At 58.5% G+C, this 12,442-nt stretch carries 9 protein-coding genes; 7 read left to right on the top strand and 2 right to left on the bottom strand.

The genetic code is table 11. The features are described from left to right. Positions 1 to 57 precede the first annotated feature (57 nt). The 3 genes from ABMC88_RS16610 (at position 58) to ABMC88_RS16600 (ending at position 4,142) form a co-directional block, all read left to right on the top strand. Positions 58 to 2,358 (top strand): ATP-binding protein, encoded by a 2,301-nt coding sequence (locus ABMC88_RS16610; protein WP_349578012.1) that lies wholly within the window; start codon positions 58 to 60, stop codon positions 2,356 to 2,358. 189 nt (positions 2,359 to 2,547) lie between these two features. After that, positions 2,548 to 3,366, top strand: a complete 819-nt coding sequence (locus ABMC88_RS16605; RefSeq protein ID WP_349578011.1) for a sulfotransferase family 2 domain-containing protein — start codon at positions 2,548 to 2,550, stop codon at positions 3,364 to 3,366. Continuing rightward, a complete protein-coding gene (locus ABMC88_RS16600; protein ID WP_349578010.1) occupies positions 3,363 to 4,142 on the top strand; it encodes a phytanoyl-CoA dioxygenase family protein in 780 nt (259 codons plus the stop codon). Before ABMC88_RS16605 ends, ABMC88_RS16600 begins: the two co-directional genes overlap by 4 nt. A 4-nt stretch (positions 4,143 to 4,146) precedes the next feature. Here ABMC88_RS16600 and ABMC88_RS16595 read toward each other — a convergent pair whose 3' ends face one another. After that, positions 4,147 to 6,561, bottom strand: coding sequence for a radical SAM protein (locus ABMC88_RS16595; protein WP_349578009.1), 2,415 nt, complete (start codon positions 6,559 to 6,561; stop codon positions 4,147 to 4,149). Between the two features lie 361 nt (positions 6,562 to 6,922). Between ABMC88_RS16595 and ABMC88_RS16590 the strand changes: the two genes are divergently transcribed. From ABMC88_RS16590 to ABMC88_RS16575, 4 genes are all read left to right on the top strand, one after another. After that, positions 6,923 to 7,702, top strand: a complete 780-nt coding sequence (locus ABMC88_RS16590) for a hypothetical protein (protein ID WP_349578008.1) — start codon at positions 6,923 to 6,925, stop codon at positions 7,700 to 7,702. After that, positions 7,681 to 8,916 (top strand): surface lipoprotein assembly modifier, encoded by a 1,236-nt coding sequence (locus ABMC88_RS16585; RefSeq protein WP_349578007.1) that lies wholly within the window; start codon positions 7,681 to 7,683, stop codon positions 8,914 to 8,916. The genes ABMC88_RS16590 and ABMC88_RS16585 overlap by 22 nt, the downstream gene beginning before the upstream one ends. Before the next feature lie 112 nt (positions 8,917 to 9,028). Continuing rightward, positions 9,029 to 11,125: a sensor histidine kinase gene (locus ABMC88_RS16580; protein ID WP_349578006.1), complete on the top strand. Its 2,097-nt coding sequence runs from the start codon at positions 9,029 to 9,031 to the stop codon at positions 11,123 to 11,125. A 10-nt stretch (positions 11,126 to 11,135) separates the two neighbouring features. Further along, a complete protein-coding gene (locus ABMC88_RS16575) occupies positions 11,136 to 11,777 on the top strand; it encodes a response regulator (protein WP_349578005.1) in 642 nt (213 codons plus the stop codon). Between the two features lie 204 nt (positions 11,778 to 11,981). Here ABMC88_RS16575 and ABMC88_RS18570 read toward each other — a convergent pair whose 3' ends face one another. Further along, a complete protein-coding gene (locus ABMC88_RS18570) occupies positions 11,982 to 12,179 on the bottom strand; it encodes a hypothetical protein (RefSeq protein WP_439655616.1) in 198 nt (65 codons plus the stop codon). Positions 12,180 to 12,442 lie beyond the last annotated feature (263 nt).

Below are 12,442 nucleotides of genomic sequence, written 5' to 3'. Positions count from 1 at the left end.
GTTGATTTTATTATTTGCCAACGACGCGCCCGTCCTGGCCCAGAGAAGAAGACGCAAATGGAACACCAAAGCTTTGAACAGCAGGACGCAGAGGGTCTACTGGATCATCTGACCGCGCCTGCGTGGGTGTTTGACGTGGAAAACCAACGCATCCGGTATGCGAATGCCGAAGGTCTGGCATTCTGGTGCGCAGGGTCTGCTACCGAATTGACCCAGCGCGAGTTCTCATCAGACAGCGCCAGCGTCATGGACCGTCTGACGACCATACTGGAAACCACCGCATCCGACGGAACCGTGCAAGAGACATGGACGCTCTATCCGGCGGGCGTGCCGCAGATGGTGGTCCTGACGTTCCGGCATGTGCTGTTGGAGCAGGGGCGGGGCGGCCTGTTGGTGGAGGTCGCAGAGACCTTCACGGACAGAATGGGGGATGCCGCACGGATGGCGGATGTGTTCCAGACCACGCCGTCTTTGATAACGGTGATGGGCCTTGAGGGGCGTGTACTGGTGCAAAACGCCGCCGCTCTCAAATGCTATGGGCCTGCGTTGCCCAGCGATGGCGACACCCTCGACATCAACTTCCGCTACCCGAATTCGGAGCTTTCGACGCGGATTTTATCCGGCGCACATGAGAACAAGATCTTGCGGTTCGAAACCGAAGTTCAGACCCGCACGGGCGCCAGAGTGCATTATATCTGGATAAAACGGGGGCGCGACCCTGTGACGGGCGATCCGACAATCGCAATAACCGAGGAAGACATCTCGGATATTTCGGGGCTCTACGCCCAGCAAATCAAACGCGCGGCAGAGTTGGAACACATTGTCGAGGACAGGACCGACCGTTTGCGCGTGACCCAAGAGCGGATGAAACGCGGGCTGGAACTGGCCGCGACATGGGATTGGGATATTGCCAAGAACAGGCTGTACTTTTCGGCCAACTTCATTGCCCTGCTCGAATACGAAAAAGCAGAACTTTACAAAAAGATGCGCACCGAAGGGTTCAAATCGCTCATCAATCCTGATGACTATGCCAGCTATCCCGCGGCTTTGGAGGCGAGCCTTGCAGACCCCGAGAGCCCTGTTTCCTTTGATCTGCGCTTTGTCACGAAGTCGGGTAAAAACCTTTGGATTCAGATTGAGGGCAAATGCTATTGCGACGCGCAGGGTATTCCAGTGCGCACAGCGGGTTTGCTGACCAACATCACCCACCGAAAAGAGCTGGAAAAGAAGCTGAGGGCGGCACAAAAGCTTGAGGCGATCGGGAAGCTGACGGGCGGAATTGCCCATGACTTCAACAACCTGCTGACCGTTATTCAGGGCAACGCGCAATTGCTGCAAGAGCTGGGGCAGGCCGAAGAAGAACTGACATCAGAGATCGTGAACGCGGTGCAGCGCGGCGCAGACCTGACCCGTCATATGCTGGCTTTTGCAGGCAAACAAAGCCTTGAGCCGAGGCCGCTGGATGTGGCACGGCTTTTGGGCGATATGCGCAGCACCTTGTTGCGGGTTCTCTCCGAGACGATCGCGACTTCGATCACGACCAGCGACGATCTGTGGGCCGCTTTTGCGGATCAGGCCCAGACCGAAGCCGCCCTGCTGAACCTCGCGTTGAACGCACGCGATGCCATGACGAAAGGGGGGGCACTCCGGATCACGGCGCGAAATTTCACAGTCGGCCCCGCCGCCGTGCCTTTGCACGCGGACCTGAAGCCCGGCGACTACGTCAGGATCTCTGTCACGGACACCGGAAAAGGCATGACAGCCGAGGTGATCGAAAAAGCGTTCGAGCCGTTCTTTACCACCAAAGGTATTGGCGAAGGCAGCGGCTTGGGCTTGTCCATGGTTATGGGCTTTTCGCGCCAGTCCGGCGGCGGGGTGCAGATCGAAAGCGCAGCACAGGCGGGCACAACCATCTCTGTTTACCTGCCCCGCGCGCAAGAGGACTGCGCGGCAAAAGATCACGCGCTCGCCAGCGCCCCAAAGATCGGCAGGGGAGAGCGTGTTCACATTCTCGAAGACAATGCCGACGTGGCGGCCACGGTAGCGCGGATGAGCGCGTCGCTCAATTACCTCGTCACGTCCTCTGCCACCGTCAAAGACGCGCTGGTTGCGGCGCGGCAAGACCCGTCGATCGATGTGTTCATGATTGATGTGATACTGCCCGGCGGTCAAAGTGGTATCGACTTCGCCTCGGAACTTGTGAAATTCAGACCCGAGGCCAAGCTCATCGTGATGTCAGGCTATCCGCAAGACGAGTTTGCACGCGACACCGCCCAATCCTTCCAGTTTACTTTTCTGGCGAAACCCTTCAGCCGTCTGGACCTGTCAAAAGCCATCGACGAAGCCCTGCACGCTTAGGCCGACCATGGAAAAAAACAGGCGCGAAGCGTGGCGCTCGTCATCGTGTCTGATAAGCTCTGGGTATCGTCGCGGCGACCTGCCGCAATAGTGATATGAAACAAGCGTAGAAATGATGTCCAAGGTCTGTGGCGGGGCACGCTGCAGGGCTTTGGACGGATGCTGCGCTCTGAAGTTAAGGCCAAGCATATGGAAAGCTACGTCAAAAATGGCAGCACACCCACCGACGAGAAACTGGTGTTTCTCCATGTGCCGAAAACAGGCGGGCAATCCGTGCGCCAGATGTTGCACGATGCTTACGGTGAAGCGGCGATTTGCCCTGCACGCTCAACCGAGGAGCTGTGCACCTATTCAATGGCGCAATTGAGCGAATACCGCGTGCATGCGCCGCATGGCGATTGGTCGACATTGGACGCGGTGTCCGGGCCCAAGAAGGTGTTTACCGTCCTGCGTGACCCATTGGACCGCATCCTGTCGTATTATTTTTATGTGGCCGACAAGGCCGAAAAGATGAGCGCCCAAGAGCTGGCCCTGCCGCATCACCAAGGGCTGAACGCCGTTCACTCAATGAGCCCCGATGAGTACTTCTTTGAGGGGCCGCCCCATTTGCGGGCCTTCATCGCCGATAATTACGATAACTTTTACGCCTACTACTTTGGCACCAGACGTATGGATGGCCGCCGCAGGCTCAATAACCTGATGCAGCGTGGCCTGCATGACATTGACCGTGTGGTCGATGCGGCGCTGTCCAATATTGATGCTTTGGACGGCGTCTATACGTTGGACGAATTGCCGCTGATCCAGCAATATATCGCAAAGACCTCGGAGACGCCGCTGAAAGGCGCCTATCACGTCAACAAAAACGGCCTGAGCGTGCCTGCCGACCGGCTGGACAAATTGCGCGCACGCGGTGCGTCCCAAGCGGTGATTGATCTGCTGTATTCCTATGCCGAACACGACCGCAAAATCTGGGATGCGGTCTGTGCAAAAAGAAAGTCGATGTCATGAACAAAGCGGTCGATCTGGACGCACAGCAGCGCGAAATGTTTCGCAAAGACGGCGTTTTGCTGCTCAAAGACTATGCGCCAAAGCGCGCCGTCATCTCGGTTTTGCGGCAATATAACATCTGGCGGAACACGGTGATCACGCAGGGTGCTGATGACAAAACCCGCGGTGATATTGCGCGGGCACGTCACGCGATGGATGTGACCGAGGGAGAAGAGATCAGGCCATTGCGCCAACTGGCCCACTCTTTGGGGGCTGCTGTTTTGGGCGCAGATAACGTGCATGAGGTTGACGCGCAGCTGATCGGTTGGGCTCCGTCTGGCCCTGCATGGCAGCCCAGCTGGCACATCGACTGGGTCAACAAGCATCTCAAGTTCGAGACCGAAGACCAGTTTCCCGGTTTCCAGTTGCTGGTGGGCTTTCCCTTAACGGCCACCCAACAAGAAGACCGTGGCAATTTGTTTGTCTCGCCCGGCCAACACAGCAAGATTTGCGAGACGTTCCGGCAATCGCCCACCCTGCGCGCACCCCTCGAAGCGATCAGCCAGGGCATCGCATCACGGGTGCCGTGGGGCACGCCGCAGCAGCTACTCGCCGGGCCGGGGGACGTGATTTTGGCACACTCCCTTATCCCGCACGGGGTCGCTCGTAACAACAGCGCCCGCTTTGCGGACAAGCTTTATTTCCGTCTGGCGCATAAATCCGCCATGCATCGCGGTGGCCGTGACGCGTTGGATACGCCGTGGAAGAACTGGCAGGGAATGCAAGGCGAGGGCTAGACCGTCAGCGTGCGCCGGGTTTGCGCACAGACGCAGTATCCCTGACTTCATTATCAAGTTCGGCGCGAAAATCCCACGACTTCAGGTCATACGACGATTCAGATTTGTCCATGTCGTATGCCTGCTGCTCGCTTCGTTTGTCGCGTTGGCCGGCATAGCGCGACTCGCGGTACCAGCATTCCTTGCACTGCGACCATTCTTTGTCGGTGCCAAAATCACCACGGCACTGGACCATATCCCGAGAGTTCCAAGCCTGCGCAAAGCTTTTACCCTCGCCGACGCTCCCCACGGCGGCCGCATAGGGGCGTGCGCAGGTGACAACGCTTTGATCGGCCATCAACACGCCCGTTCTGTGAAAATAGATACAGCGGTCTGGCGGCAGCGTGTCCATCTGCGACAGGTCGGGTTTTGCCTCGATGGTTGCGGCAAGCTGGCTCAGGTTCAGGGGCGCACGTTCTATCTGTTTCGATTTCAGTAATGCGTCGCCAATGGGGTCTACTACCCCGTCCGACAGGCACGGGACCGATGCGTTTGGCTGCTCTTTCCAGATCGGGGCGCTTTGCGCCCGCCGCGAGGTAAAGGCGCGGTCCATCGCGTCGATGACATCAGGGGCAGGGGCGGTGTCTGCCGTTTCGGCCACAATCGGTGGACAGTCGCCGGGGATGTTGTGGCGGGCCATCGCGGCATAGGCCTGCGCCAGATAGTGGTTGGCGATTTCAGGGTTGGTCAACAGCGTCTCATTTGCCTGTTTCTCAAAAAAGATCAGCAAATGGCGGGAGTAGACCAGATCGGGCTGGAACTGCGCAACCGCTTCGATGAAAGCTGCAAACTCCGCAATGTTGTTGCGTTTGAGCGTGAAAGAAACCGACAGCTTGGGGCGGCGCGCCAGCTCGGTCGAGCGGCGCAATTTGTCGTAATGGCGCAAGGCCTCGACCACGGTGGTTAGTGAGACATTCCCGCGGTTTGCGGCCATCGTTTCTGACAGATACCCGTCAATCGAAAACATCATCGTGTCGACCCACGGCATATGTTCGGGGCGCAACCGTTTTGTCAGCAACAGACCGTTTGTGACGATCGACACGAGGACGTTGTATTGTTTGGCTTTCTCGAAAACGCATTCCCAAAGCTGATGGGAGACGAATGTGGGCTCTCCGCGTCCGACAAGGCAGATGGAGGTGAGATATGGGAAAACCTCATCCGCCATTGCGGTGAAACCTTCGGGGGTAAACCGCTGAAGACGGTTGTGGAAGTCGTGCACCTCACCTGTACCATGAGAGCTGCAATGGCTGCAGGTCAGATTGCAGCCCGCCGTAAGCTCGATCGACAGGGATTCGGGATAGTGGGCCAAGGTGGCCTTTTGCCCCGCCTCGCTTTGTATCACCATCGCGCGGGTCTGCTCTTTTGCGGCGTTGTAATCGGCCAGCACGGTTTGCCCGCTGTCGGCGCTGTGCGGTGCCACGTCGAACCCGTCTACAACAAGCGTCCCGATACCGTGGGCAGAGGCGTCGATGCGGAAAAACACAGTTGCGCCAATGGGAAATTCAGGCAACGCAAGCCGCAGTGTTTCGGTGTGGTTACGCCGCTTGGGCTTGAAGCAAACTGTCCTGTCTTCGCTGAACTCTTGATCCGCCATCCGGTAATAGAGCTTGCTATAGGCATAGCTTTGGCTTTGCGCCCAAGTGAGGCTCAGCAAGATCTCCAGATCGGCATAGACCTTTTTTGCAGACACCGTAAAAGGGCCGCGTTCCACGTTGGGCGTGGATATTTGCGGGCGCGCGGGATTGGCCTGATCGTCTGGCAGATACTTGCCAAATCGCGTTTTCGAGACAAGGCCCCGCATCCCGCGTTTTATGATCGGACACGCTGCCAGAGTCTCGACATATGTTGTCTGCATCGCGCTGATTGCGGCAGTTTGCGACGGGTCGTTTTCGACCAACACGACCTCGCCCGATCTTGCAAAATAGGGCCAGTTGACCGCGCTATCCTCCAGATCGTGGCGGCCGAGACACTCAACCGGCACGGGCGCGGCTGACACTGCGTCTGTGGCATCATCGTCCCACGGCACATCCGTCAGCGCGAGGATCAAAAGCGACTTGAACGGGTAGATGTGGGGCGCAGTCAAAAAGCCGCCTAGGTCTGTGTGGGTAACGCAGTGTGCAGGCGCGTGTAGGCGACACTGGATCGCGACAAAGCCGTCATTCCCGCGAAGCGTCGCGACCAGTTGGACATCGTGAATGGGCAGATTGCAGCCTGTTTGCTCGGCCCAATCCGCAAAGAGCTGCACGCGTTCATAGCGGGCCATCTGGGCGGGGTCATGGCGTAGATACACCAGCGACAGACTTGTGAAACGGGCCGCCATATCTAGCGGAGCTACAGCTGTATTCGGTGTCAAATCTGCACGCGAAGTAAAAAGTGTCAAAACATAGTGTCCTTAAATCGGGTGGTGCCGTTGCAATGGCTTATAAAATTTAAAAAGGAGAAGGTGCTGCAAATACGCTACCGCTTACATGCAGAGCGGTCCAGCACCCAAAAGATGTAGCCGCGCCTGTTGTTTTCAGCAGGGCGGAGGGCGCGGGCAAAAGCCGATCTTAGCTGTGGAATGGGGCGCCATGCGGTGCGCTGCATCCGCGATGCTTCAAAGCGCTTTTGCGCATGGTCGTTTCTCCCCTCTTTAGGGGAGGGTCTTTTGTAAAAAGCTGACCGACAGTAATGCGGCACCATTTTCGGGGCGATTTTACACTTTGGAAGCCTGCGGCTTTCGGCATTTTAGGAAAAAATTCATGGACTACCCAAAAACAGCAAAATTCTCTTTTGTACTTCTCGCCTGCCTAAGCCTTTCAGCGTGTTTCGGCAGCTCGTCCGGTAGCGGCACAGGCGGCGCAAGCGGTGGGGCTGGCACGGGTGGTGCCGGCAGTGGCGGCAGTGGTTCAGGCGGCTCGGGCAGCGGCGGTTCAGGCGGCGGCAGTGGCGGTTCAGGCAGTGGCAGCGGTGGCGCAGGCAGCGGCGGCAGTGCGGGCGGTGGCAGCACCTTCCAGTCCAGCTTTGACGCCGCGAATTTGCAGCCTCCCACGCAAACGGCCCTGTCCGGCAGTGCGGATTACACGGGCGAGATCAGCGTGCGCACCAACGCAAACGCGGCGGATGCAGACGAGGCTCTGATCGGCGATCTGGATATGAACGTGAACTTCAACGCGGGGGCCACACGGCCCATCACAGCCAGCGCGACCAATTTCGCAGGCGAAATCGACGGCACCGCAGTGACCGCGACAGGAACGCTCTCGACTGCGAACGCGCCCAATGGCGTGAACGCGGTCAGCACGACAAACCTCAACATCCCCGGGGCGGGGGCCACGACATTCACGGGCCTTTCGACCGAATTGCGCGGCACATTGTCAGAACCGACAGATAACCTGAGCGGTGCTGTCATCATGACGCTGCAAGGTGATATGCGCGGCACAAACGGCGCAGCCGTCGCGGGGGCCAACGGCGTCTCGATCGAGCCTACGGGCGGCGGTGCGTCCATCATCACGGGCGGCACATGGTACGCGGACCGCGACTAGGCATGGGCCACGCGAAGGGGCTGATGCGGCAGGCGGGGGCCCTCCTGAGCCTCTGCCTGACGCTTCTTTCGACCCCGCTATATGCACAGGAGCAACAGGCCACCACATGGCGCACCGCGCTTGAGCTGTCGCAATCGGGCGCAAATGCCCAAGCATTGCCCCTGCTGGAAAAGCTTGTCTCGCAGGAGCCAGGGAACAACTATTTCCGGTTCGAGCTGGCGTTGGCGTTGTTCCGGTTGGAAAAGGACATCCGCGCACGGTTTCATCTGGAGCGGCTACTGGGGGCCAAGCTGACGGCGGCAGAACGGGGCATGGTGCTGCGCGTTATCGCCACGATTGATGCGCGTCGGCTGTGGTCTGTCTATTTCAGCTTCAACCTAAAGCCCGAGACGAATGGCACGAAACAAACCCAAGGGTCCGAGCTGGTGTTGGGGGGCTATGCGTTGACGCTGGATGACGAAGCGATTGGCAAAGCCACGACCAGCGCGATTGTCACGACAGGCGTCACCTACGCGCCGAAAATCACCGACCGCGTCAAAGCGCAGCTGACGCTGGGCGCCTACCTGAAACACGCAAGCGAGGAACGCTTGCGCGACTACCAGCTTACGGCGCGTGCGGGACTGTCTTTTGTGCCCGATCCCCTGCGCTATTGGGACGGAGGCATTTCGGTGGCGACGCGGCACGCAGGGGGCGCACATTATTCGGATACCTTCGGGTTTTACGGAAATCACGCACGCCGCATCGGCGCTGCGGGCACGTTGCGCTTTGGGGCGCAAGTGACGCGGGCGTGGGGGCGCAACGGGGCGGCAGACATCGACCGCAGCTTTGTACATGCCAGCTATACCTATGCGATTGGCGGGAATGCCTCTGTGACGGCGGGCGGTTTTTATGAGGATAACGCCTCCATGCGGCGCCATCTTGACGGGCAGCGCAGGGGGATTTCCCTGTCAGGGACCTATGTGTTCAAAGGAGGGCTGTCGACCAGCCTGACCCTGCGCGGCGAGATGGACAACCGCACAGGGGTCAATCAGGTCTTTGGCGTCGCCCGTCAGGATCGCAAACTTGCCGCAGAACTGACCGTGCATCACCGCGACTTCCGCATCGGCTCTTTTGCGCCGCAAATCCAATTCGGGATCGAGCGTAACCGCTCTAACATCCCGCTCGCTGACTTTACCAACCGGAGCGTGTCTTTCTCCCTCACAAAGAAGTTCTGAGATAAAAACCTTGCTTTATATGCCGCTCAGCGTAGGCTTTTGAGGTATTTTTTTGTGTTTTGCTATTTTTGTTTTCAACCCGTCGGAAGCTTTTTATCCGAAAGACGAACCTATGCTGAATGTAATTTCATCGCGCCAATCGCCGCTGACCGTCGCATTATTGTCCATCGGCTTGGCCGCCGCGTTGTTTGTTCTCTCTGTGTTTGCGGCGATTGACCGCCCCTTTATTGACCTTCCGCAAGGGGCGGTGCCTGTGTCGCTGAACGGGGTCGCGCTGGTGCCGACCGATACAATGCCCGAGCCTGACAAGTTAGGCAGCTATTCAGCCCTGCGTGCGTTTTTCGAGCGCCAATCCATGCTTGCCGCGCAGTTGCAGGCGGAGAGGGTCGAGGTCGGCTATGCTACTGTGGCAGGGGCGACCCTAACCCGCACGATCAGCCCGCGGCCACGCGGTATCGTGGACTTGCCCGCCCCCTTCTGGTTCCAGCAAGCGGTTGGTATTCTTGCCATTATCGTCTCTGGCTGGGTCATTTCGTTGCGGCGTGGGGATTGGGGGGCGCGGATGTTCGCGCTGACGGGGCTTTTCCTTGCTGTCTCGGCCATGGCCGCCTCGATCTATTCCACGCGCCAGATTGCCCTGCCGGGGGATCAGTTTCGCATATTGTCGGGGTTGAACCATACCGGCTCTGCTATGTTTGGCATCGCGCTGGTGGGGCTGTTCATGATGTACCCGCGCCAATTGGTCAGGCCCGTGTGGATGCTGGTGCCTGCGGTTTTCTTCGGGATCGGCCTGCTGCTTGAGCTGGGGTATGTCGGCGAAACGCTGTGGATTGTGCCGATCATCACCACACAGCTGTTGGTCGCGATCGTGCTGGGCGTTGTGCAGTGGCGCAAGACGCGCGGCCATCCGGTCGAGCGTGCCGGCCTGCGCTGGTTTTTGCTGTTCTCGCTGATCGGGTGCAGCCTGTTCATTGGCCTGTCCGCCTTGCCTCCGATCCTTGGCCTGTCCGAGCATGGGTTTATCTCGCAGGCCTATGCCTTCGGGTTTTTCAACCTGATGCACATCGGTCTGGCCTTGGGGGTGATGCGCTGGCGCGTCTTTGATCTGGACCGTTATGCCTATTACATCTGGCTATGGCTTGCCGGTGTTGCGCTAATTTTCGCGACCGATCTGGTGTTGCTGCTGTGGATGCGTGCGCAACCGCTGACTTCGCTGACGTTCTCGTTCCTTATTGCCAGTTTCTTGTATTTCCCGCTGCGGCAATTTTTGTTGTCGCGTCTGTTTGTGTCAAAGGCGCCGCGCCCCTCCGAGAAGATTACAGGCGTGTTCGAAGTTGCCTTTGCGCCGACCAAGCGGTTACAGGACAGCCGTTGGGACGGATTGTTAAAAGAGACCTTTGCGCTGGCAGGTGAGGTAAAGCACATCGCGGATGCGCCAGACCAGACGCAGATTGCGCAAAACGGGCTGGCGTTGCGGCTGCCTGCAGTGGCAGGACTGCAAGGGCGCGAATTGCTCTACCCCGATGGCGGCAGGCGGCTGTTCACGACGAGGGACATGAACGCGGCTGACGTCTTGTGCCAGATGTACGGTGTCGCCCGGGACAGCCATCTGGCCTACGAGCGCGGCATTACCGAAGAGCGTGATCGCATCAGCCGCGATGTGCATGACAACATTGGCGCACAACTTCTTACGGCGCTGCACGCAGCCGAGCCATCGGCCAAAGACCTGCTGCTGCGCGAGTCGCTGACAGACCTGCGCCAGATCATCAGCGACGGGTTTTCGACCGACTTCAATCTGGCCGAGGTAATCGCGGACTTGCGCGGTGAAATGGCAGACAGGCTGGACGTGCATGGCATTGCCCTGACGTGGGTCGCGGATATTGACACGCACCGCGCAAAACCCGTCATGGTGCCGTATATTGTGGCCAACAACCTGCGCTCGATCCTGCGTGAGATTACCAGCAACGTCATCAAACACGCCCGTGCGACGGCGGTCGATGTCTCGCTCGGATATCGGGACGGGACGCTTGAACTCGCCATCGGCGAGGACGGCACGGCCTTTGATCCCGCAACGGTCAGACGCGGCTCCGGTCTTGATAATATTTCGGCGCGGGTCGAAGCGATGGGCGGGCAGGCCCATTTCGACCCCGCGACAAAAACCCTGCGCTTCACCGTTCAGATGGCGGCCCCCGCGCTGGAGCCGGCATGAGGCGGGGCGCATGATAAAAGAAGTCCTCGTCGTCGAAGACATTGCAGAAGCCCGCGCTTTTCTGATCGGCATCCTGCATGGGGTGTTTGACGGCATCGAGGTGAGCGAAGCGGTCAACCTGCGGGCCGCACTGGATTTTTGCCAAAGAAAGCAATTCGATCTGGCGCTGGTTGATCTGCAATTGCCCGACGGGGACGGCTACGGCGTGCTGCGCAAACTGGGCCAGACCCAGCGCAATGTGATTTCTATTGTCACAACCGCAATGGGCAGCGACAGCGCCATTGTCGCGGCGCTCTCTGCGGGGGCAAACGGCTATGTCCTGAAAAGCGATCCCCCCGATTTGATCGCAAGCCAGATCAGCAAGATACCCGACGGCATCATCCCGCTGTCTCCTGCAATCGCACGGCGCGTGCTGAGCCATTTTCGCGCAACAGGGCCAAACATAGACGAGGAGGTCGCGCTCACCCCGCGTGAGAAAGAGGTTTTGACCAACATCGGCCACGGCTTGCGGGTGGCGGAGGTCGCCCAAGCGCTGAGCCTCGCGCCAAGCACCGTGTCGAGCCACATCAAATCCATCTACCGCAAGCTCAACATCTCGAGCCGCGCAGAAGCCGCGTATCAAGCCGCACGGCTGGGGTATCTCTCGGATTAGCTGGCGTAATCTTCCTTCCTACGATTACCTGCCGCCGCTAACTGGCCGATCGGTAATGGCTTTGCGGTGGACACGGGTGGGGCGGATAAGGGCGTCTCGTAGCGCATATGTCGGATTGATCTGCGCACCGCCGCTCACCACTGCGTAGCGAAAGACGCAGCCAATGCGGGTGTGTCCGAGATCTTGGTTGGCAGGCTTGAGATGCTATTCAGTCTTGTCCAAGGTGGCTTTAGTCTTTCCCTCTTGGCGTTGCTTGGCTAAAAACGCTTGCCCTGATTTCGCAAATGTCTCGCCTTTGGCGGCTTCCTTTGTTCGTTTTTTTTCCTGCTTGGATTCGTTGGGATCAATCCCCTGCGCTACCAAGGCCTCTGCCGCGTCACGAGTTTCACGCGCTTGCGCCAAGTCGTGGGCAGGGGAAGCGCAAATGACGAGAAATTAATTTGCCGCTCATCCATTTCTTAAAGCGCCACGCCTTAGATCCACTGGTTTTAATCAGGATAAGCAGACCTGCAAAATCGCTGATCTTGTACTGGTTTCCGCGGCTTTGAGGTTTCAAACCTTGATGTCACTTTAAGGCATTGTGGGGGTACGCATTTTTCCCCGATTCTATCGTACCCCCAAATAGGGGGGCGGTGCTGGATGTTGAAAAACAGCATCGGGCGAAC

This window comes from Sulfitobacter aquimarinus (assembly GCF_040149565.1).
In the GTDB taxonomy this organism is placed as follows: Bacteria; Pseudomonadota; Alphaproteobacteria; order Rhodobacterales; family Rhodobacteraceae; genus Sulfitobacter; species Sulfitobacter aquimarinus.
This window is presented reverse-complemented; position numbering and strand designations above follow the sequence as displayed.

Coding starts and splice junctions, on each gene's coding strand:
- ABMC88_RS16610 (WP_349578012.1), top strand. CDS start 58: ATGGAACACCAAAGCTTTGAACAGCAGGACGCAGAGGGTCTACTGGAT.
- ABMC88_RS16590 (WP_349578008.1), top strand. CDS start 6,923: ATGGACTACCCAAAAACAGCAAAATTCTCTTTTGTACTTCTCGCCTGC.
- ABMC88_RS16580 (WP_349578006.1), top strand. CDS start 9,029: ATGCTGAATGTAATTTCATCGCGCCAATCGCCGCTGACCGTCGCATTA.
- ABMC88_RS16605 (WP_349578011.1), top strand. CDS start 2,548: ATGGAAAGCTACGTCAAAAATGGCAGCACACCCACCGACGAGAAACTG.
- ABMC88_RS16575 (WP_349578005.1), top strand. CDS start 11,136: ATGATAAAAGAAGTCCTCGTCGTCGAAGACATTGCAGAAGCCCGCGCT.
- ABMC88_RS16600 (WP_349578010.1), top strand. CDS start 3,363: ATGAACAAAGCGGTCGATCTGGACGCACAGCAGCGCGAAATGTTTCGC.
- ABMC88_RS16585 (WP_349578007.1), top strand. CDS start 7,681: ATGGTACGCGGACCGCGACTAGGCATGGGCCACGCGAAGGGGCTGATG.